Annotated in this window: 23 protein-coding genes; 11 read left to right on the top strand and 12 right to left on the bottom strand. The window is 68.2% G+C overall.

Translation table 11 applies throughout. The features are described 5' to 3' along the window. Positions 1-51 precede the first annotated feature (51 nt). The gene (locus tag B2284_RS02175) at positions 52-1116 is read left to right on the top strand and encodes an alcohol dehydrogenase catalytic domain-containing protein (RefSeq protein WP_074045486.1); all 1065 of its coding nucleotides are present in this window, start codon (positions 52-54) and stop codon (positions 1114-1116) included. A 195-nt stretch (positions 1117-1311) separates the two neighbouring features. Here B2284_RS02175 and B2284_RS02170 read toward each other — a convergent pair whose 3' ends face one another. Both B2284_RS02170 and arsB read right to left on the bottom strand, forming a co-directional pair. After that, positions 1312-1788, bottom strand: a complete 477-nt coding sequence (locus B2284_RS02170; RefSeq protein ID WP_006944362.1) for an arsenate-mycothiol transferase ArsC — start codon at positions 1786-1788, stop codon at positions 1312-1314. Beyond that, the gene (arsB, locus tag B2284_RS02165; RefSeq protein WP_136788270.1) at positions 1775-2857 is read right to left on the bottom strand and encodes an ACR3 family arsenite efflux transporter; all 1083 of its coding nucleotides are present in this window, start codon (positions 2855-2857) and stop codon (positions 1775-1777) included. Before arsB ends, B2284_RS02170 begins: the two co-directional genes overlap by 14 nt. 140 nt (positions 2858-2997) lie before the next feature. On the opposite strand from arsB, the gene B2284_RS02160 reads away from it, so the two are divergent. After that, on the top strand, positions 2998-3318 hold the full coding sequence (locus B2284_RS02160) for an ArsR/SmtB family transcription factor (RefSeq protein WP_074045342.1): 321 nt from the start codon (positions 2998-3000) through the stop codon (positions 3316-3318). A 104-nt stretch (positions 3319-3422) separates the two neighbouring features. Here B2284_RS02160 and B2284_RS02155 read toward each other — a convergent pair whose 3' ends face one another. The 8 genes from B2284_RS02155 to B2284_RS02120 all read right to left on the bottom strand — a co-directional run bounded on the left by B2284_RS02155 (position 3423) and on the right by B2284_RS02120 (position 10670). After that, entirely contained in the window at positions 3423-3866 is a 444-nt protein-coding gene (locus B2284_RS02155) for a nuclear transport factor 2 family protein (RefSeq protein ID WP_074045341.1), read from the bottom strand. 117 nt (positions 3867-3983) lie between these two features. Further along, the gene (locus tag B2284_RS02150) at positions 3984-4511 is read right to left on the bottom strand and encodes a DJ-1/PfpI family protein (protein ID WP_074045340.1); all 528 of its coding nucleotides are present in this window, start codon (positions 4509-4511) and stop codon (positions 3984-3986) included. Further along, entirely contained in the window at positions 4508-5536 is a 1029-nt protein-coding gene (locus B2284_RS02145) for a CNNM domain-containing protein (RefSeq protein WP_286697117.1), read from the bottom strand. Before B2284_RS02145 ends, B2284_RS02150 begins: the two co-directional genes overlap by 4 nt. Further along, positions 5533-6921 carry a hemolysin family protein gene (locus tag B2284_RS02140; RefSeq protein ID WP_006944354.1) on the bottom strand — a complete coding sequence of 463 codons (1389 nt, stop codon included), beginning with the start codon at positions 6919-6921 and terminating at the stop codon, positions 5533-5535. Before B2284_RS02140 ends, B2284_RS02145 begins: the two co-directional genes overlap by 4 nt. Before the next feature lie 561 nt (positions 6922-7482). Further along, complete coding sequence (locus B2284_RS02135) at positions 7483-7935, bottom strand: hypothetical protein (protein ID WP_006947210.1); 453 nt, start codon at positions 7933-7935, stop codon at positions 7483-7485. A 66-nt stretch (positions 7936-8001) separates the two neighbouring features. Continuing rightward, positions 8002-8922, bottom strand: a complete 921-nt coding sequence (locus B2284_RS02130; protein ID WP_115296240.1) for a formate transporter FocA — start codon at positions 8920-8922, stop codon at positions 8002-8004. 262 nt (positions 8923-9184) lie between these two features. Continuing rightward, positions 9185-10129 (bottom strand): aminoglycoside phosphotransferase family protein, encoded by a 945-nt coding sequence (locus tag B2284_RS02125; RefSeq protein ID WP_006947274.1) that lies wholly within the window; start codon positions 10127-10129, stop codon positions 9185-9187. Positions 10130-10241: 112 nt separating this feature from the next. Then, entirely contained in the window at positions 10242-10670 is a 429-nt protein-coding gene (locus B2284_RS02120; protein WP_006947257.1) for a PH domain-containing protein, read from the bottom strand. A gap of 212 nt (positions 10671-10882) precedes the next feature. Between B2284_RS02120 and B2284_RS02115 the strand changes: the two genes are divergently transcribed. From B2284_RS02115 to B2284_RS02080, 8 genes are all read left to right on the top strand, one after another. Next, a complete protein-coding gene (locus B2284_RS02115; RefSeq protein WP_006947224.1) occupies positions 10883-11359 on the top strand; it encodes an SRPBCC family protein in 477 nt (158 codons plus the stop codon). Between the two features lie 103 nt (positions 11360-11462). Continuing rightward, on the top strand, positions 11463-12323 hold the full coding sequence (locus B2284_RS02110; protein ID WP_006947219.1) for a pseudouridine synthase: 861 nt from the start codon (positions 11463-11465) through the stop codon (positions 12321-12323). 163 nt (positions 12324-12486) lie between these two features. Beyond that, positions 12487-14058 carry an APC family permease gene (locus tag B2284_RS02105; RefSeq protein WP_083607152.1) on the top strand — a complete coding sequence of 524 codons (1572 nt, stop codon included), beginning with the start codon at positions 12487-12489 and terminating at the stop codon, positions 14056-14058. 126 nt (positions 14059-14184) lie between these two features. After that, a complete protein-coding gene (locus B2284_RS02100) occupies positions 14185-14997 on the top strand; it encodes a gamma-glutamyl-gamma-aminobutyrate hydrolase family protein (protein WP_074045337.1) in 813 nt (270 codons plus the stop codon). Then, the gene (locus tag B2284_RS02095) at positions 14994-15731 is read left to right on the top strand and encodes an HAD hydrolase-like protein (protein WP_136788354.1); all 738 of its coding nucleotides are present in this window, start codon (positions 14994-14996) and stop codon (positions 15729-15731) included. Before B2284_RS02100 ends, B2284_RS02095 begins: the two co-directional genes overlap by 4 nt. An 11-nt stretch (positions 15732-15742) precedes the next feature. Then, the gene (locus B2284_RS02090; RefSeq protein ID WP_074045335.1) at positions 15743-15946 is read left to right on the top strand and encodes an antitoxin; all 204 of its coding nucleotides are present in this window, start codon (positions 15743-15745) and stop codon (positions 15944-15946) included. Between the two features lie 56 nt (positions 15947-16002). After that, entirely contained in the window at positions 16003-17370 is a 1368-nt protein-coding gene (locus B2284_RS02085) for an MFS transporter (protein WP_074045334.1), read from the top strand. Between the two features lie 218 nt (positions 17371-17588). Further along, complete coding sequence (locus B2284_RS02080; RefSeq protein ID WP_006947299.1) at positions 17589-17957, top strand: RNA polymerase-binding protein RbpA; 369 nt, start codon at positions 17589-17591, stop codon at positions 17955-17957. Between the two features lie 132 nt (positions 17958-18089). Here B2284_RS02080 and B2284_RS02075 read toward each other — a convergent pair whose 3' ends face one another. Together B2284_RS02075 and lnt are read right to left on the bottom strand one after the other, a co-directional pair. Next, complete coding sequence (locus B2284_RS02075) at positions 18090-18722, bottom strand: FxsA family protein (RefSeq protein WP_235006151.1); 633 nt, start codon at positions 18720-18722, stop codon at positions 18090-18092. A gap of 103 nt (positions 18723-18825) precedes the next feature. Next, entirely contained in the window at positions 18826-20523 is a 1698-nt protein-coding gene (gene lnt / locus B2284_RS02070) for an apolipoprotein N-acyltransferase (RefSeq protein WP_074045333.1), read from the bottom strand. Positions 20524-20828: 305 nt separating this feature from the next. Here lnt and B2284_RS02065 point away from each other — a divergent pair. Next, on the top strand, positions 20829-21245 hold a 417-nt coding region (locus B2284_RS02065; RefSeq protein WP_286697116.1), incomplete at its 3' end, for an aminoacyl-tRNA deacylase.

Here is a 21245-nt window from a genome sequence, read left to right as displayed (position 1 = left end):
GGCTTCCGTAGAGCACGTGTTCTCGCGATCTGCCACAGTGGCGGGATGACGATGCGCGCAGTGGTAATGCAAGAGATCGCGGGGGCCGTCGGCGTCGAGGAGGTCGAGGTGCCCGCCCTGCCTGACGACGCCGTCCTCGTCGAGGTGCGCGCGACGGGGTTGTGCCGCAGCGACTGGCACACGTGGGCCGGTCATGATGACGTCGAGCTGCCGCACGTGCCCGGTCACGAGTTCGCCGGGGTGATCACTGAGGTCGGTTCGGACGTCGTGAACTGGCGGGTCGGGCAGCGGGTGACGATGCCGTTCGTCGAGGGCTGCGGCGCCTGCGAGTGGTGTCGCACCGGTGACGCGCAGGTCTGTCCGACCCAGGATCAGCCGGGGTTCACGCACTGGGGATCGTTCGCGCAGTACGTCGTCGCGCGACGCGCGGACACGAACCTCGTCGCAATCCCCGACGCTGTGAGCTTCGCGGCCGCCGCGAGCCTCGGGTGCCGGTTCGCGACGGCCTTTCGAGCTCTGACGGCTCGTGCTGATGTGCAGCCGGGTGAATGGGTGTGTGTCGTCGGCGCCGGGGGAGTCGGACTCAGCGCCGTCATGATCGCGAAGTCGCTCGGGGCGCGTGTCGTCTCCGTGGACCGCAACGCCGACGCGCTGGCGCTCGCGACGCGCGAGGGCGCGGACGCCGTCGTCCTGGCCAGGGGCGCCGGGGTCGCTGAGACCAACGAGCCTGTCGACGTGGCGGCCCGCGTCCACGAGATCACGGGTGGCGGAGCGCACGTCGCCGTCGACGCGGTGGGCAGCGAATCGACGTGTTCTGACGCGATTCATGCGCTGCGGCGTCGTGGGCGGCACGTGCAGGTGGGGTTGTTGCCGCCGGTGGACGGGCATCCGCGCGTGCCGATGGCGCGCGTCATCGGTTGGGAGCTCGACGTGTTCGGCAGCCATGGCATGGCCGCCGCCGACTATCCTGCGATGCTGGCGCTCGTCGCCGACGGCCGACTAGATCCCGGGCGACTCATCGCCCGCACCGTCAGCCTCGACGACGGCGCGGCGATGCTGCCGTCGTTCGACGCTTCGCCGCTCTCCGGCGTGACGATGATCGACCCGCGTCGCTGACGCACCCAGCTCGTGGCGAGCGCGGTACGCGTGCTGTTGGCAGTAACCACTCCAGACGACGACAACACAGACGAAGAAGCGTCCGTCCTGTGCGTCGTCGCCCAGCGTCATGGCGGGCCCGAGGGCGCGAGGTGCGACGGATCAACGGGCGGGGCGTCGACAAGGCCATCTTGCGCCCAAGGGAGGTAGTTCTGTTCACCCCTGGGTTCGGTGGAGCATCTCGCTGACGAGCGTGCGACAGCGCTCGGCGATGTCGTCGCGGATGAGCTGCATGCGCTCGGTGCCCTCGATGCCGCGCGTCGACGGCTCATCGGTGTGCCACGTCTCGATCGTTGCGAGCATGCCGTCGATCGGTTCGAGCCGTGCAGCAGAGCCGACGATGATGACGCGGTCGGCAGTGCGCAGCACGGCGGGGTCGATGGCCTTGGGATGTTCGCCGTCGAAGGTTGCGCCGAGGGTGGCGACGGCGGTCGCCGACTCCGCGTTCACGGCCCTGCCGGGCTGAGTGCCGGCGGAGTGGACATCGAGGCGCTCGCGAGCGAAATGGCGCGTGAGCGCGGCCGCCATCTGCGACTTGCCAGCGTTCTTGACGCAGACGAAGAGGACGCGCGGTCGACGATCCGCGTCAGCTGCGCCATCGGGCGAGGAGGTGGGACGGTCAGCGCGGGGCATCGTGGTCGGCCTCGAGCATGGGTTGGGGGAAGCGATCGCGCAGGGCCAGGCTGACGTAGACCAGAGCGACGAGAACGGGGACCTCGATGAGCGGGCCGACGACCCCGGCGAGTGCCTGGCCGGAGGTGACGCCGAACGTCGCGATGGCGACGGCGATGGCGAGCTCGAAGTTGTTGCCGGCAGCGGTGAAGGCGAGAGTCGTCGTCCGTTCGTAGCCCATGCCCAGGGCCCGGCCGAGCAGGTAGCCGCCGCCCCACATGAGCGCGAAGTAGGCGAGCAGGGGCAGCGCGATGCGGGCGACGTCGAGGGGGTGCGACGTGATCTGTGCGCCCTGCAACGCAAACAGGACGACGATGGTGAACAGCAGGCCGTAGAGCGCCCACGGCCCGATGCGGGGCAGAAAACGCGACTCGTACGCCTCACGGCCCCAACGCCTCTCGCCGATGCGCCGACTGAGGTAACCCGCGAGCAGCGGGAGGCCGAGGAAGACGAGAACCGACGCGGCGATGTGCCAGGGGGAGACGTCGAGATGTGATTGGTCGAGGCCGAGCCAGCCGGGCAGGACGCTGAGGTAGAACCAGCCGAGCGCGGCGAACGCGACGATCTGGAACAGCGCGTTGAGCGCGACGAGCACAGCAGCCGCGTCGCGGTCGCCGCAGGCGAGGTCATTCCAGATGATGACCATGGCGATGCAGCGCGCGAGGCCGACGATGATGAGGCCGGTGCGGTAGGTCGGCAGATCCGGCAGGAAGATCCACGCGAGGGCGAACATGAGCAACGGCCCGACCATCCAGTTGAGTGCGAGCGAGGCGCCGAGTAGCCGCCGGTCGGACGTGACGGCGTCGAGCTTGTCGTAACGCACCTTGGCGAGCACCGGGTACATCATGATGAGCAACCCGATGGCGATGGGCAGCGAGACCCCCTGGATCTCGACGGCTGACAAGGCGTCGTCGAGGCCGGGCACGAGGCGTCCCAACAGGAGGCCTGCCACCATGGCGGCGATGATCCACACGGGCAGGAAGCGGTCGAGCGTCGACAGTCTCGCGCGGGGCGATGCAGGGGAGTTCACGGTCGGCCGCCTTTTTTCGTCATCGGTGAATACGGTGCCATCGTGAGGCGTGATTCGACATGTGTCAAAATAGTTGAGTGACGATCGACGGGTGTGAGCGGCGGGGTGAGGCGACGTCGCGGGATGGTGCGCCTCGAGTCGTGGCGAACGACGAAGATGTTGCGCGCGCTGCTGCCGTGTTCAAGGCGCTCGGCGATTCGGCGCGTCTACGCCTGTTCGACGCGATCGTCGCGGCGGCGCCAGGGGAGATCTGTGTCTGCGACCTGCCGGACCTGGAATTGTCGCAGGCGACGATCTCGCATCACCTGCGCAAGCTGCGCGACGCTGGGCTCGTCACCTCAGAACGTCGCGGCACGTGGGTCTACTACCGCAGTGTGCCCGGGTCGCTGGATCCGGTTCGGGAGCTTCTGGGGGTCGAGTCGTCCCGAGTGGCGGCCCGGACGACGCTCGCGAGGTCGTAGCGACAACGCTGGAGGCGTCACCTCCATCGCGCGTGCGCCCCTCTGATCGACGCTTGCAGCGCCGGGTGTGACTCGAACGCCGGCACCGCTGCCAGCGCGCGGGTTCAGGAGGGTGGAAGTTCGCCTCGTCCGGGCCGTACGCGTCGTTCGGCCTCGGTGATGGCAACATCGTTGATGCTCGCCTCGCGACGGCTCATGTAACCGTCGGCATCGAAGTGCCACAGCTCGTTGCCGTAGGAACGCCACCACTGACCGTCATCGTCATGCCACTCGTACTGGAAACGCACGGCGATGCGGTCGTCGGTGAACGCCCACAGGTTCTTGCGCAACCGGTATTCGTGTTCGCGCGCCCACTTGCGAGTGAGGAACTCGATGACGGCGTCACGCCCGACGATGCTCTCGCCGCGGTTTCGCCACACGGTGTGCGGCGTATAGGCGCCGGCGACGCGTTCGGGGTCTCGCGTGTTCCACGCGTCCTCGGCAGCTTGCACCTTTGCGGCCGCTGTCTCGGCTGTGAAGGGTGGGACAGGGGGACGGGGTGCGTTCATGGCGGTCTCCTGGAATGGTTGGCGTTCAGATGGATGCTACGCGTTCGATCACACGTCCGCGCCACGCCAACGAGGTGTGCGACGTGCTCGTCCCCGTGTCGGCGGGGCACAGCGCGGTCATGATCGGGACGCCCACGTCGGGGGCGCCGGGCGGTACTCGATCCCATCTTGGACCTCGCGTGCGCGCTCAGGGGTGGCGGGGCGTCCGACGAGATGCAGGGCCATGTCGATGCCGGCGAAGACGCCTGCGTCCGTGATGACCTGCCCGTCGTCGATCCATCGCTGACCCGGGCATGGTTGGGCCTTGGGGTCGAGGGCCGCGACGCTGGCGAACGTGTCGTGGTAGGTCGTGAACGGGCGCTGGTGCAGCAACCCCGCGGCGGCAAGGAGGCGAGCGACCGTGCAAACACTCGCGACGATGGCACCTCGCTGCGCAGCCTCCTGCAGCCAGCCGCGGTGGCTCTCGTCTCGCAGACGCTCGAGCGAACCGTCGCCACCGGGCTCGATGACGACGTCGGCCCGAGGAATGTTGACCTCTCCGCGCGCGGTGTGAGGATCAGGCCCTTCGCGGAGCGTCGATGACGACTCCAGGTTTGCATCCGAAGCGAACCAAGCAGGCAAATAGCTCGGGGAGGCGAGCGTCACGCGGCGCCGTCTGTCACCGCGTCTGCGCGGGGCAGCAGTTTGGGCAGGATGTCGCCCAGGGTGACGACGCCACTGAAAGCGCCGTTGTCGGTGACGACGGCGAGCTGGTGGCTGCCTTCACGCATCAGCCGAAGCGCTTCATGCAGGGCCGTGTCGCGGGGCAGTTCGAGGACGGGACGGGCCACGGTGTCCGCAGGTGTCGCCTCGGGGAGCATCAGCGTGTCTCGCACGTGCACGACGCCCCGTACGCCGGAACCAGCGCCGGCGGGCTCCATCAGCAACACGCGCGTGTGCCCCTTGCGCATCACGGCAGCCTGAACATCACCGACGGTTGCCGTGGCGGGAGCCGCCGTAGGGGCGCCACGCCCGTCAAGCAGGTCTGCGATCGTCAGGCGTTCAAGGTCGATTGCGCTTGTCAGTGAGGTGCGGTAGGCGAGGTCGAGCGCTCCGACGCTCGCTGAGTGCTCGACGAGCTGGCGCAATGACGTCGAGTCTTGCGATTCGCTGACTTCCTCGACCGGTTCGACACCGGAGCGGCGCACGAGCCAGTTCGCGGCACGGTTCAACGCCGCAAGGATCGGACGTGTGACACGCATGAAAGCGCGCATCGGCAGCGCCAGCATGATCGCGGACTTTTCGGGGTGTGCGATCGCCCATGACTTGGGCGCCATTTCCCCGATGACGAGGTGCAGGAACGTGACGATGATGAGCGCGAGGACGAACGCGGCGACGTCGGCAGCCGTCTCACCCAGGCCGACCATCTCCAGGGGTCCCAGCAGGGCGTGGTGCACGGCAGGTTTGGTGATGGCACCCAATGCGAGGGTGCACACGGTGATCCCAAGCTGTGACGCTGCGAGGAGCATCGTGATTTCGCCCGAGCTGCGAAGCGCGGCACGCGCGGACGCTGACGGGTTGTCTTCAAGGCGGTGGGTGCGCGCGTTGATGAGGGAGAACTCGGCGGCGACGAAGAACGCTGACAGGGCGATGATGACGATTGTCGCGATAGTCGTGGCGAAGGGATTCATCGGTCGCTCCCTTCTTCCTCGGTGTCGTGCGGGGCTGATTCTGGTTCGAGCAGGGTCAACCTGAGCAGGGACGGCACGTGCCGTTCCACAGCAAGAACTTCGATGTCGAGGCGGGATGGCGGGGCGTCCTCATCCACGGCCAGTACACGCGGGCCCTGGGGTACGTCGATGACGACACGCTCACCGACGCGCGGGAGCGTACCGAGGCGACCCACCACGAGGCCCGCGACCGTTTCGTATTCACCCTCGGGCAGGTCTACGTCAAGAGCACGTTCGACCTCGTCGATGTGCACGGACCCTTGCATCACCCACTGGCCGTCATCGGGCAGCGGCGCATACTCGGGTAGGACCGGGTCGTGCTCGTCGGTGATTTCCCCGACAACTTCCTCTGCCAGGTCTTCGACGGTGATGATGCCGGTGAACCCGCCGAACTCGTCGATGACACATGCGAGTTGCTGCTTGGCGCGGTCGAGTTCGCTCAACGCGGTGGACAACCCCATCAGCTCAGGAACGATCAGTGCCGGACGCATCACCGACGAGACCGGCCGAGCGCCATCCTGCGCGGCGAGCACATCGACGAGGTGCACGACACCGGCGACGTCGTCGGTGCCGTCGATCACGGGGTAGCGCGTGTGCCCGCTCGCCATGAGAGCGCGCATCTCAGCGATGTTTGTTTCAGTTCGCACTGAGTCGACCTGAGCGCGGGGGATCATCGCGTGATCGACGTTCTGGGTGGGAAAGTCGATGATGCGATCCAGCATGTCTGACAGCTCCGGCGCGAGGTCGCCCGTCTGCTTCGACGCCTCGACAACGTGGTGCAGGTCATCCGCTGTGGCGGCCTGCTCGACGTCGTGCACCGGTTCGATGCCGACACGCTTCAACAGCAGCTCAGCGGACTTGTCGAACACCCAGATGGCCGGGCCGAACACCTTCAAGTACAGGGCGCTCGACCGTGCGAGAGCGCCGCTGACCTGCTCGGGGCGAGCTATAGCGTAGTTCTTCGGGTAAAGCTCACCGAACAGCATCTGCACGAACGTGGAGAAGGTGATTGCGAGAATGCCGCCCACGGTCAGGCCGATGCCGGTGGGGATGCCGACTCCGCCGAGCATGGACGACAGCGCCATTCCGATGAGTGGTTCGGCCACGTAGCCGACAAGCAGGCCTGTCACGGTGATACCGAGCTGCGCGCCGGACAGGAGGAACGAGGTGCGGCGGGTGATAGCGAGGGTGCGGCGTGCCGTGTCATCGCCTGCCTGCGCACGAGCCGTCAGCTTGGAGCGGTCCACGGACATGTAGGCGAACTCTTGCGCCACGAAGTACGCCGTCACTGCGGTGATCGCAAGAACGACGACGACACCGGTCAAGAGGGACAAGGCGTCGTTCATGGCCGCTCCGCCCCGGGTCCGCTGAACATGTTGGAAAAGGGCGGCGGTGGTAGGGGGTTCATCCGTATTCCCGATCGTGGGTTCGCGACAGCCGCACTGGGCGCGTCTCGCGCGCTCTGCGCGTGACGGCCCAGCGTAGCCCGTACTGTGTCCCCATCTCTTTTAGTCCGCGTACGGGCGGCGGTGCACCGGGTGCCGCTACCGCTCGACGACCCACGTCCGGTCGGGAAGCACCGGCCGTTTCCCTCATCGGGGACAAGAAGCGGTCATTCCACCCGGTCGGCCTGTAACCGGGCGGCGCGGTTCAGATTGGATGCAACAAATAGGCGGCGTGGTCCTGGCTATCTGCTCTTGGTTCACCCTGGAAGCAAAGCGACAGGCCGTGTGGGGGTGCTGGGGAAGGCCCCTCATCCGCTTACTTAACATAATGTAGATTATCGGATGACGAACGTGGCGCAGAAGAGGTCCCAATGACAGTGGGTCACACCGCTGTGTGCGATGTGACCCACTGCTGGCTCTCGCCGCCAGAGTGCTGACGCTTACGTCCGCGCGCCCGAAGCGTCAGGACACGTCGTCGAGCGTCAACATCGTGCCGTTGAACTCGAATGTGTCTTCGGCTCGCTTGCCCTCGATGGCTGCGTAGATCGGTGCGTCCGGTGAGATGCCCAGGTAGGTCGTGCCGCCCGAGGTGAACTCGTCCGTCGCCACGCCGACGACGAAGTGCTCGCCGCCGAAACTGATGACCGCGCCGGGCTTGACGACGTCACACGCCGTCGTCGTCAACGCCTTCGCCGTCTCGACGATGCGCTGCTGCGTCTTGTCGACCTCCTGGAGCATGTCGTGCATGTCGCCGGCGTCCTCCTGATGCGAGACGTCGTCGACGCGGTGCTCGTCCTGCTCGATCACCTCGCCGACCTGCTGGCGCAGGCCGACAGCCTTGTCGGCCTGGTCGAGGCGCTCGCTCAGGTGTGCGACGAGGTCCTCCAGGACCTGCGCCTTGTCGACACCGCTCACGGTGGTCTCTTTCTGGTGCAACTCCCCTGCGCCATAAATATAGCTAATGAATGTAAAGCGCGATCCTCAGACCGCAGCTGCTTCGACCTTCGGACGGTTCGCGTACCACTGGTACAGGCCCGCGATTAGCCCGCCACCGATGATGTTGCCGAGCGTCACCGGCAGCAAATTGTTGACGAAGACATGCGTCCAGGTGAGATCCGAGTACGCCGACATGTCGAGGCCCTTGAGGAACTTCGCTCCCCCGTGATCCTTGAAGATCATGGCGAGCGGCAGGAAGAACATGTTGGCGATCGAGTGCTCCAGACCCGTCGCGACGAACAGCGCGACCGGCCCGACGACGGCGAACGCCTTGTCGACGAGCGTCTTGCCGGCGAACGCCATCCACACCGCGAGGCAGACCGCGAGGTTCGCGAAGATGCCGAGGACGAACGCCTCACCCCACGAGTGATGCAGCTTGGCAGCCGCGCCGTCGAGGACGACCTTGCCCCACCCGTTCTTACCGTTCGTCTGCAGCCCACCGAAGTAGCACAGCGCCGCGACGAGCAGCGCGCCGACGAAGTTGAACACCCACACGATCACCCAGTGCAGCGCGAACTGGGGCCACGTGATGCGTCCAACGACCTTGGCGATGATCGTCATCGTCGAGGACGTGAACAGCTCCGCGCCCGTCACGATGACGAGCAGCAGGCCGACGGAGAACGCGACGCCGCCAATGGTGCGCGAGATGCCCCACGGCATCGTCGACGCGCCCGTTTGCGTCGTGATGTAGAAGACAAAACCGAGCGCGATCCATGCGCCGCCCAGCACGGCGAGCATGGCGATGCGCCACGGTTCGCGCACAGGCCGCTTGGCCATCGCGGCCTCGGCAGCCGTCGCGATCGCTTCAGGGGTGAGGATGGCGGTCGATGCGGCGGGTGGCGCCGCAGGCGCCGGGGCCGAGCTGACGGGCGCGGCGGGCGTCGACGAATCAGTGGGATGGCTCATGGCCACAGCGTACGAGATGGCCCGCCGCCGGGTGGCGCGACGCTCCGCACGGCCCGGGCACCTCACCTGCCACGTGCGACGGCCGGGGCGAATGCTTCCGAAAATCGCAGATGGGGACGCAGATCGCGAAGGTGGACGTGAGTCGCCGATGGCTACGCAGATCGCGAATGGGGACGTACATCGCACGTGGGGCGGGGCCGCTGGGCAGTAGTCGGAAGCTCTCTGAGGCCTTCGAACCGAGGCGTTCGGGCAGGGGTGAACGTCAGCCCTGCATGGCCTTGATGATGGCGACCTCGCGAGTCAGATCCGGTGCAGGAGCGCGTCGCTCGCGCGCGTCGTGGCAGGCCCACCAGGCGTTGGCAAGCACCCGAATGATCGTCCATGCCCGGGCCGCTTCGGGCGCGACGCCCATCGGGTCGCACGCGTAATCGACGCGAAAACGCAGATGATTCCTCAGGTTGTAGGCGTCAGCGGCCTCGTCCCACCGGTTCCACAACAACGGTGCAACCGCGAGCGCGAGGTTTCCCGCGACCGGTTTCGGATCGATCGCGACGAGCCCGCCAATAGCTCCGGCTCGCGTCACGCTCATGACGTTGTCGTCGTGCAGATCCGAGTGCACGAGCGTCGCGTCGACACCACGCTCTTGCGCGAGCGATCTCGCCAACGACACCCCCTGGGTGACGAACCGCCTCGGCATCGGCAGCTCCTCCCCCGTCAGCCGCTCGGCGATCCGGCCGCACCACGCAGACGCCGTGTCGAGCTGCGGCAACGCCGGCACGGCGAGACGCCGGTGGATCGCGCCGATCGTCTCCGCCGCGTCGAGCGACGACATCTCCACCAGCTGCGTCGCCGGCCGACACCGTTCGAGCAGCAGCGCCCATGACGACGGTTCGGCCGCGACGAGCTTGACCGCTCCGACACCGCGCCACGCGCGCAGCGCCAGGTGCTCGTGCCGCGCCTCGGCGTGCGGCCACGCGAGCTTGAGCGCGAGCCGCTCCGAACCCCGCCGCACCGGCACGACGAGCGCGCACTGACCGTGCATCGACGGCCCGTCCGGCGTCAGACGCCAGGTGCCCAGCAGCGTCTCGAGCGTCTTCGGGACGCTGCGCAGCCACGCCTCACCGTCAGGCAGCCCGGCGCCGTCAGCCGCCCGACCGGCCAACAGCGCTCGCAGCGACTCGGGGATCAACGCGTCCGTCTCGACCATTGCCCGATCCTGTCATGCGCGTCGAGTCCCCAACTCGGCGCGCAGGCGACATCTCGCTCGGCGCGCAGCCCCGCGTCGAGCGGCTACGCACGCAGGCCGGCAGGCACCACTGTCACGCGCGGTTCAGGTTCTGACGGTTGTTGAGGGCGATGCCCATGAGATGCCGATACAGCGCCGCGATGTCGAAGTTCTTGGGGAACTCGAACGTGTACTCGCCGTACTGCAGGGTGTGGGCCCTGAGGTAAGGCGTCACGACGTACGTGATCGTGATCTCCGAGTCGTCGACTCCTCCGCCTGCGGTCTCTGCGGTGACGTCCACGATCGCAGCCAGCTGGATCGACTTGACGCGAGTCTTCTTCCCCGTCGCACCCTGGTGATCGAGCGTGATGATGCGGAAGTTGGTCATGCAGAAGCCGTCGCGCAGCATCTTGTACGCCGACTGGATCTGCTCACCCTCGAGCAGCCAGGGGCCGTAGAGCTCATGTGCTTGCTGCGGGTCGATCTGCTGCATGTTGCCAGCGAGGCCCTGAAAGATTCCCATGCCGTGAATCTACGTGGCTGGAGGTACCTGCGGGCGCCCGGCGCCCTACTCCTTGTCTCCGCGACTCCTGCTGCGAGGCCGGCCACGCGGGCGACCCAGGGCCTGTCCGGGCCGACCTGGCATTCCCTGCCACCACACTCGATGAGGGCGGCCGGGTGAGCCCCGGAGCGTGCGTGTACCAGCTCGGGCGGCTCCCGCATATCCTCTGGGGCATGGGTGAGTTCCGCGTCAGTCGCAGCCGTCACATCGCTGCGCCGCTCGAGCAGGTGCACGGGTTCGTCGACGACTTGCACGAATGGGTGCACTGGTCACCGTGGGAGGGGCTCGATCCGCAGCTGCGCCGCACCTATTCGGGGGCCGCACGTGGCGTCGGCGCGCCGTACGAGTGGGCCGGCGACAAGAAGGCCGGGTCGGGACACAGGGAGATCCTCGACTCGACGCCGCACGAGATCACCGTCGCGCTCACGTTCACGGCGCCGTTCGAGTCGGAGAACACCTCCCACTTCGCCTTCTCCCCCGCCGCTGACGGCGGAACCGACGTCACCTGGACGATGACGGGTCCGCAGAGCGCGCCGCAGCGCGTCCTGTTCACCCTCATCCGCATGAACGCGAAGGTGGCGAAGGACGTCGACAAGGGCCTCGCCGCCCTCGACGCCGCCGCGACGGGCCGCGCGCCCGCGGGCGCCTGACGGTTCGCGAGCGCCGTCCGTGCCAGATTTTCATCCCCTTCCCCGCCGTCACGGCCTCAGTGCCGCATGGGTGCGCACGCCCGATCGTGACCGCACGAACCCCATGCCCTGGCCGACGATGCGGGCGTTCCTGCACGACAAGCTGCCCGACCACGTCGACGTCGACGGGATGCTCGAACGCGGCCGTTTCGTCGACGACCACGGCCGATCCTGGAACGGTGACGAACCGTACCGGCCGCACACGTTCGTCCACTTCCACCGCGAGCTGCGCGAGGAGCCGGAGGTGCCGTTCGAACTCACGGTGCTGCACGAGGACGAACGCATCGTCGTCGTCGACAAGCCGCACTTCCTCGCTTCGATCCCGCGCGGCAGGCACGTCACGCAGTCGGTCGTCGTCAAGGCACGCGCGATGCTCGACGAACCGACGCTCGTGCCCGTTCACCGCCTCGACCGGCTCACCGCCGGGGTGCTCCTGCTGACGCGCGAGCCACGCTGGCGCGCTGCATACCAGGGCATCTTCGAAGCGCGGCAGGTGAGCAAGACGTACGAGGCCGTCGCGGCGTACGACCCGTCGCTCGAGCTGCCGCGTCGGGTCGAGTCGCACATTCGCAAGCAGCACGGCCTCGCGCAGGCGTTCGAGGTGCCGGGGGCGCCGGTCAACGCCATCACCGACATCGAACTCGGGCAGGTGCGCGGCGACGTCGCCACCTACCGACTGACCCCCGCCACGGGCCGCACCCATCAGCTGCGCCTGCACCTCAACGGTCTCGGCATCCCGATCGTCGGCGATCCGCTCTATCCGCACGTGCGTCTCGACGACGACATCGACGACTTCACGCGTCCGCTGCAGTTGCTCGCGAAGACGCTCGCGTTCGTCGACCCCGTCGACGGCACCCCCCGCCACTTCACATCGGCGCGCACCCTCACCTGGCCCGACGGCACCGCGGCTCCGTCGCCGGCGTGACCACGCTGACGTCCTGCCCAACCCGCGGACGTCACGTCGCCGGCGGCGAACGCAGCACTAGGCAGATGAGGACGAATCACGCGGCGATGCGTCTGGGGGCGACTCACCGCGACTGACGCCGTCGTCCCCTCGCCGGGGCACGGCCCGAGGAGAGGAAGCCGTCATGGCCGCATCATCGGCGGGTTCGACCCCGTCTGCGAGCGCGGACGGGTCGTCGACGCCCGCGACGACGCCTGATCAGCCCACTCGCGGCGAGACGCCACAGGACGCGACGACGCGCGGCGAGACGCCGCAGGAAGCGGCGAATCGGGATGACACCAGCGGGCGCAAGACGTCGCGCGCCAAGTTCGGGCTCGCGTCAATCGTCCTGCTGACGATCAACGGCATCATCGGCTCGGGCATCTTTCTCTCCCCCGGCGCCGTCATGAAGGTCGCGGGCACGTGGACGCCGCTCGTCTATGTCATCGCCGGTGTTTTCGCGGCCGTCCTCGCCGTGACGTTCGCCGCCGCGGCCCGTTGGACGAGCGAGAACGGCGCGGCGTTCGCGTACACGCGGGTCGCGTTCGGTGACGACGTCGGGTTCTACGTCGGCCTGACGCGCTTCGTCGGCGCCGCGATCGCGTGGGGTGTCATGGCGACGGCCGTCGTGACCACCGTGCTCACCGTCTTCGGCGGCCACGAGGCGGTGACGACGACGAACATCACGATCGGCTTCGTCCTACTCATGGTGGTGCTGCTCGCGATCAACCTGGCGGGCACAGGCATCACGAAGGTCGTCAACAACATCTCGACGATCGGTAAGGTCGCGGCGCTCGTCCTGACGATCGTCGCCGGCCTCGTCGTGCTGGCGATGACCGGCGACAACCACTTCTCCGATCTCACCCATCTCGAGGGCCCCGACGGCAGCCCTCTCGTGCCGAGCATGGACACGACCGCGTTCGTCGGCGCGATGCTCGCGGCGTTCTACGCGTTCACCGGGTTCGAGGGCGCCGGCAGCGCCGCGAGCGAGATGGAAGACCCGGCCCGCAACCTGCCGCGCGCCATCCCAATCGGTGTCGCGGTCGTCATCGTCGTGTACGTGGCCGTCGTGTCCGTGGCGATGATGATCAACCCGACGGGCGTGCTCGAGTCGAAGGACGCCGTCGTGCTCGCGAGCGCCTTCGACAACTCGATCGTGCGCGACCTCATCGTCCTCGGCGCCCTCGTCAGCATGTTCGGCATCAACGTCGCGGCGAGCTTCAACACGCCGCGCATCTTCGACGCGATGAGCCGCCGTCGGATGCTGCCCGCCGCGGCAAGTCGGACGTCGCAGCGCGGGGTGCCGGTCGTCGCGTTCGTCGTGACGGCGGTGCTCGCGATCGTCGTGCCGATGGCGTTCGGGTACTCGATGCGCGGCATCATGGTCATCAGTTCGGTGACGCGGTTCGTGCAGTTCGTCATGGTGCCGCTCGCGCTCATCCTGTGCTTCCTCGGGCGCACGCGGCACCGCCCGAACGATGTGAAGCGCAGCGTCGTCCTCGACGTCGTGTTCCCGATCCTGTCGATCGCCGCGTCGGTGTTCCTCATGGTCGAGTTCGACTGGCGTGGCCAGTTCAGCAACCCTGGCGGCGGCCTCAACCTGTGGGCGGTCGCAGCGATGATCGTCGGCTACGTCGTGTTACCGGCGGCGTTGTACTTGCCGTGGAAGCTGGGCGTCTACGACGACACCCCGAAGCAGCTCCCCGAGGACCGCTGAGCTGACACATCGGCGATTCACGGACACATTCGCGATCTACGGTCACATCGGCGATCTGCGGACACATCCGCGATTCACGGTCACATTCGCACCGCCCCACGAGGGCCAGGCCAGGAAGGACGCACGATGAGCGCCCGCAAACCCGTCATCGGCATCATCACCAACGTCGAGTACGACCCGCACTACCTCTTCCCCGGCTACCGGCGCGTCGCCGTCAATGAGGACTATTCGCGCTCGATCACGCAGGCCGGCGGCATTCCGATCATGTTGCCGCCGTCGACGGATCACTCGACGCTGCCGCAACAGCTGGCCCTGCTCGACGGCTTGCTGCTCGCCGGCGGTTCCGACGTCGACCCGCTGCTGTACGGCCAGCCCGCGAAGCAGGAATGCCAGACGACGTCGCCGATCCGCGACGCGTACGAGATCGAGGCGCTCCGGCTCGCGCGCGAGAACCGGCTGCCCGTGCTCGGCATCTGCCGCGGCATGCAGCTCATCAACGTGGCCCTCGGCGGGAGCCTGTTCCAGGATCTGCGCTACGCGGGCACCGACCAGCAGCACATGGCGATGGGCAACCCCGCCTCGCCGCTGCACCACATCAGCGTCGAGGAGCGCTCGTTCCTGCACGACGCGTGGGGCGTGACGAAGGCGGCCGTCAACTCCTTCCACCACCAGGCGCTCGACGCCATCGCCGACGCGCTGCGGGTCGTCGCGCGCGCCGACGACGGCCTCGTCGAGGCGGTGCAGCACGCGGACGACGCGTGGTGCCTCGCGGCCGTGCAGTGGCACCCGGAGATGATGAGCGGGGCCGACGTGCGTTCGCAGCAGGTGTTCACGTGGTTCGTCGACGCCGTCACCGCCGACGCTGAGCGTCGCGCCGCGGCCCGCTCCGCGCGCATCACCGCGAACCCCACCCACGACACCGCGCAGGCCGCGTCATGACAAGCGCTTCACACCAGGCTGACGCCGACACCACCTGGCCGCACGGCCCGCTCACTCTCGTGCTGTTCGATCTCGACGGGACGTTGTCCGACTCGGCGCGCGGCATCACAGCATCGATGCGGCATGCGCTGGGCGCCCACGACGTCGCGGTGCCCGAGCAGCACGTGCTCGACTCGTTCGTCGGCCCGCCGTTCAAGGTCGCCCTCGAAGGCATCGGTATCCCGGCCGAGCAGGTACCGGGCATCGTCGGCACCTACCGCGAGGATTACAACGCCGGGCGCCTGTTCGACAACGACCTCTACCCCGGCATGGCCGACCTGCTCGCCGAGCTGCACGCTGCCGGCGTCAGCGTCGCCGTCGCGACGTCGAAACCGCAGCCGACGGCGCGCCGCATCGTCGCCCACTTCGGCCTCGAGCCATACCTGACCGGGGGTCTCGACGGCGTCTTCGGGGCCGACATCACGCGCCCGGACGACGCGAAGGCGGACGTCATCGTCCGGGCGCTGGCCGCGCTCGGTCGCGACGCCGGGCCGGACGTCGTCATGGTCGGCGACCGCCTCCACGACGTCGAGGGCGCCGCGCGTCACGGCATCGCGACGATCGGGGTGAGCTGGGGCTACGCCGCGGACGACGAGCTCGCGCGCGCGGGAGCCGTGGCCGTCGTCGACACCGCCGAGCAGCTCGCGGCACTGCTGCTGCCCCGGGCACAGGACGAGACGGCGGACGTCCACTAGGATCACGCCCCATGAAGACCAACATCGCCAGGCAGCTCGTCGCGCAGGGTCGCCGCTACGTGCAGCAGAACCCCGAGAAGGTGCGCGCCATGACCGACAAGGCCGGCGAGTTCGTCGACCAGCGCACGGGCCGCAAGTTCTCGGCGCAGATCACGAAGGCGCGCGCCTCGGCTGGGCGCTACCTCGACAAGCAGCGCCTCGATCGGCGGCGCTGACCTCTCAGTGGCCCGCATCACCGAAAATCGCGTCGTCGATGTGACACGCTTCACCCGTGATCGAAGCCCCCACCCCGCCCCCTGACGCCGTTCGGACGAGGCGCCAGCGCAGCTGGTACTTCTACGACTGGGCCAACTCGGCGTACGTGACGACGACGTCGACGGTGCTGTTCTCCCCGTATCTCACGGCGGTCGCGAAGTCGGCGGCCTGCCCGGGGCAGGATACGGACCTGGCGTGCCACACCGACCTGCACGTGCTCGGTCTACCGATCTCGCCCGGCTCGCTCGCGCCGTACACGGTGACGGTCTCGACGATCATCAGCGCGATCCTGCTCATCTTCGTCGGCGCGATCGCCGACCGCATCTCGCGCCCGGCGCACCTGCTGGGCGTGTTTGCGTTCGTCGGTGCCCTCGCAGCGAGTTCGATGTTCTTCGTCGCAGGCAGCAACTGGCAGCTGGGTGTTGTCGTGCTCATCCTCGCGAACCAGTGTCTGGGTGCCTCCCTCGTCGTCTACGACGGGCTGCTCGTTCAGATCTCGAGCGACGACGAGCGTGACCGCGTCAGTTCACGGGGGTGGGCGCTCGGCTATCTGGGCGGCGGGCTGCTGCTGACCGTCAACCTCGTCATCATGACGATGCACGACTCGTTGGGGCTGTCGACGGGCGAGGCCGTGCGCGTCAATCTGCTGAGTGCCGGCGTGTGGTGGGGCATGTTCACGATCATCCCGGTCCTCGGCCTACGGGACGTGCGTCGCGTCGGCCCGGCCGTGACCGGCTCGCTGACGGCGGCGGTGAGCGGCAGCGTCCGTCAGCTTCGCTCGACGTTCGCGGAGTTGCGGCACTTCCCCGACACGATGACGTTCCTGCTTGCGTACCTGTTCTTCAACGACGGCATCCAGACGGTCATCGTCTCGGCGAGCCTGTACGGCAAGGAGGAGCTGGGCTTCGGCGACAGCCAGCTCATCGTGACGATCCTGCTCGTGCAGTTCGTCGCCTTCCTCGGCGCGCTGCTGTTCGGTCGGCTCGCTCGGACGATGGGCGCCAAGCGGGCCGTGTTGCTCTCCCTCGGCTTGTGGACGCTCGTCGTGTTCGCAGCGTTCTTCCTGCCGTCGGGGCAGTTCGGGTTGTGGCTCGTGCTGGGCGTCGGCATCGGCATCGTGCTCGGCGGGTCGCAGGCACTCAGCCGGTCGTTGTACTCGCGGCTCGTGCCGACGGGCCGGGAGTCGGAGTACTTCAGCCTCTATCAGGCGATGGAGCGAGGGACGAGCTGGTTCGGCACCCTCACGTTCGGTCTCGTGCACCAGCTGACTGGCTCCTACCGCCTGTCGATCGTCGCGCTCGTCGTCTTCTTCGCGCTCGGCGCGGTGCTGCTGCGCCGCGTCGACGTCGAGCGAGGCAGCGCCCGGGCACGCGCCGCCGGCTGACGCCCCGGGCTCGAGACCGGCGGCAGGATGCGCGCCGGCCGCTCCCCCGAACGCGATTCGTGACGCGTCCCGTCCGCGCCGTAGACTGGTGTGTCAGCGCGTCGGCGTGCGTGCGGAACAAACGGCCCCCGGCCGGCGTTGTTCCGTCAGGATCGCGCGGGCTGCAGGCTCAGCGCATCACGAACCAACACGAACCCCGTGTGACGTAGGGAGACACCATGGCAGAACGTTCACTGCGAGGCACCAACCTCAGCACGCTCTCGCTCGAGACCGACGAGGGCATCGCGTTCAGCGAGCGACAGATGGTCAGCTACAAGTGCGCTCAGGGCCACGTCATCGAGCTGCCGTTCTCCGTCGAGGCCGACGTGCCCGCGCTGTGGGAGTGCCGTTGCGGCCTCGAGGCGCTGCTCGTCGACGGCCCCGAGCCCGACCGCAAGCCCACGAAGCCGGCGCGTACCCACTGGGACATGCTGCTCGAGCGCCGTTCCGTCGAAGAGCTCGAGGAGCTGCTCGACGAGCGCCTCACGCTGCTGCGCGAGTCGCGCGGCGAAAAGCCGAAGCGAAAGCGTGCTGCCGCGTCCAAGTGACGCTCACGTCGTGACGAACAAGGCCGCCCCCGGTTCGGGGGCGGCCTTCGTGTGTGCTCGCCTGTCTTGTTCAGGGCCTTGGGTATCAGCCTGTGACGGCGGAGGGCACTGCGGCCGAGCCGTCTCACGAACTCAGTCGATGATCTCGCCCTCGACGACGTCGGACGCACCCCGTCGTGGAGAGTTCCAGGCAGCGTCTCGCCCGGCCTGCGTGGCGAACGCGTCGGCGGTGGGGTATGGCCCGGGCGCGGGTAACGGACCGGCCGCCGAAGAGCCGCCCGCATCGGCGGCGCGCACGCGGGTGAAGCGCACTCGGCCGGGCGCCGCGTTCGCGGCACCAAAGGCGGCCGCACCAAGGGGAGATGCACCGAACAGCTTGTGTGCGACGGCACCTTCGAGCAGTCGGCGCGTCAGCGGGCGCGTGAGGGGCAGCAGGACGAACAGGCCGAGTGCGTCCGTGAGGAAGCCCGGGGCGAGCAGCAGCGTGCCGCCGATGAGGACGAGCGCCGCGTCGGAAAGCTCGCGCGCAGGCATACGACCAGAGCCGAACGCCTGACGGAGGGAGCCGAACGCGCGCGAGAACTCGCGCTTGACGATCCACGCGCCGAGCGCCGACCAGAACAGGAGCAGCAGGAAGGTGCTGAGGCCACCGATCTGCTGCCCGACCTTGAGGATGATGAAGACCTCGACGACGGGGACGACGAGCAACGCCAGCATGAGCCAGCGCGCGAAGCCGCGGCGGCGAGGTCGAGTCGTGGTGTTCACATCTGGTTCAACGCGCGGGCACGCTCGAAGAGTTCCGATTCGTCGACGAATCGTGAAGCGATCGCCGGTCGTGGAACCCCGGTGGGCACCAGCGAAAGCGGGCTCAGGCGTCGCCGCGACCGTTCTTGCGGCGACGGCGCGGCAGGCGGGCATGACGCAGCGCGAACGCGAGCGCGACGACGCTGACGACGGAGGCGGCGATCTCGGGCCAGCGTCCGAGCCGCTGGGCGGGCGTCGCGTCCGAACGCAGGGGCAGCTGCCCGGTCAGCACCTTCTGCGTGAACAGTTCGCTGCGCTCGTGCAGCTGCCCGTCGGGGGTGATGAGGGCGCTGACGCCGACCGTCGAGACGTGGATGATCGAGCGGCCGTATTCGAGCGCGCGTAGGCGCGAGATCGCGAGTTGCTGCGTCGACTCGGCGGTGTGGCCGAACGTCGCGTTGTTCGTCTGGACGGCGAAGATCTGTGCGCCCTGGTTCGCCGGTTTGCGCAGCAGATCGTCGTAGGCGACCTCGAAGCAGATGATCGGGGCGAGCTTCACGTCACCCTTCGCGTTCGGCAGCGTGAACAACCCGACCTTGCGCCCGGAGGCGAAGTCGGCCTTGACGAGATCGACCTGCGAGGAAAACGTGCGGAAGAACGAGCGGTACGGGATGTATTCGCCGAACGGCACCGGGTGCTGCTTGACGTAGGTGTCGCTCAGGCCCTTGCCGGGCAGGTAGAGCATCGACGCGTTGGACACCTCGGGGCGTGGTTCGTTCAGCACCGCACCGACGATGAGCGGCGTGTTGACGGCGGCGAGGGCTGAGGCGATCTCGGCGCCCGCGTCGGGGTTGCGCTTGGGGTCGATGTCGGAGGCGTTCTCGGGCCAGACGACGACATCGGGGCGCGGCGTCGCTCCGGCATCGATCTGCTTGGCGAGGTCGAGCGTCGCGTGGACGTGGTTGTCGAGCACGGCGCGGCGCTGCGCGTTGAACTCGAGCCCCTCGGTGGGCACGTTGCCCTGCACGCCGACGACGCGCAGCATCCGCCCGCTCGTGCCGGGCGTGATGAGTGAGCCGACGATCAGTGCGAGGACGGCCGTCGACGCGGCCGCAGCGGGCACGGCGATCGGGAGACGAGCCGTGATGCCGCGCGCGCCGTCGGGCCGTGCGTCACCAACAGGCGTGGCCCCGGAGCCCGTGGCGTTCGCTGAGGTGTGGGCGTCGTCCGAAACCGAAGCCGAATCCGAAGCAGACGTTCGGCCCGCACTCCCCCGCCGCTCCGCCGTGAAGAGCCGCGGCGCGGCCAGGGCCACGCACGATGCGAGCGCCGCGCCGGCGAGCGCGAGCACGAACGTCAGGCCGGGTGCGCTGACCCACGCGATGAGCGGTGCCCACGGTGCGTCGGCCTGGGAGAACGACAGGCGTGCCCAGGGGAATCCGCCGAACGGCGTCGTCGAGCGCAGCCATTCCTGCATCACCCACAGGCAGGCGACGACGAACGGCGCGATGCGGCGACGTTGCACGAGCGCAACCGCTGCGCCGAGCGCGGCCATGTAGAGCGATTCGAGGACGGCGAGCGCTGTCCACGGGAACGCGCCGACGTAGACGCCCGACCACGACAGCGTCGGCAGGAAGAACGCCATGCCGAAGACGAAACCGAGCAGCGCGCCGGTGCGCGCCCGCACGCGCCAGAGGCACAGCGTGATGAGGGCGACGGCTATTGGCGGCGTCCACCACAGACCGTGGTCGGGAAACGCGAGCCACAGGAGCAACCCGGCGCCGATGGCGCCGAATGCGCGAAGGAGAGCTTTCGTGGGCACCGGCCAAGTGTAGGCCTCTCAGGCGAGAGGCGGCGGACGGGCTCACGCCGTTGGGGCCATCGCGGGGTGAACCGCGAAGTTTTCTACTAGGCGTGAGGCCCGTCCGCAATGACGCGCGCTACGGGCGCGTTCGAGCCAACATAGCCGCCCCACAGCCCAGGAGCAACGCAGGTGAGCGCACTGGCGCCCGGCCGACGGGGCGCCGAACAGTGGCCGAGGTGCGTCATGCCTTGTGTGCGCAGGCGTGTCACGCACCTTGAATCCGTCGCGCATGAGGTAGCAGGATGAACGCGATGTCTCGCACGATGAACACACCACCCGCCACGCCCGCGACCCGCGCCCTCGACCGGCTCGGTATCGCCTACGAGGCGCTCCCCTACGCCCACGATCCCGACGTCACGAGCTACGGCGCCGAGGCGGCATCCGCGCTGGGGCTCGACCCTGCGTCGGTCTACAAGACGCTCGTCGTGAAGCTCGACACCGGCCGCTTCGCGATGGCCTGCGTCCCCGTCTCGACGATGGCGGACCTCAAGGCGGTCGCCGCCGCGTGCGGCGCGAAGAAAGCTGTGCTGGCCGCGGAGGCCGACGTCCGGCGCCTCACCGGCTACGTCCTCGGCGGCGTCAGCCCACTCGGAACGCGCTCACGCCTCGACGTCGTCATCGACGCGCAGGCGCACGAACATCCGCGGGTCTGCGTCTCCGGCGGCCGTCGCGGCTTCGAC

Origin of the sequence: Dermacoccus sp. UBA1591, assembly GCF_002322065.1 — a bacterium.
Lineage (GTDB): Bacteria > Actinomycetota > Actinomycetes > Actinomycetales > Dermatophilaceae > Dermacoccus > Dermacoccus nishinomiyaensis.
This window is presented reverse-complemented; position numbering and strand designations above follow the sequence as displayed.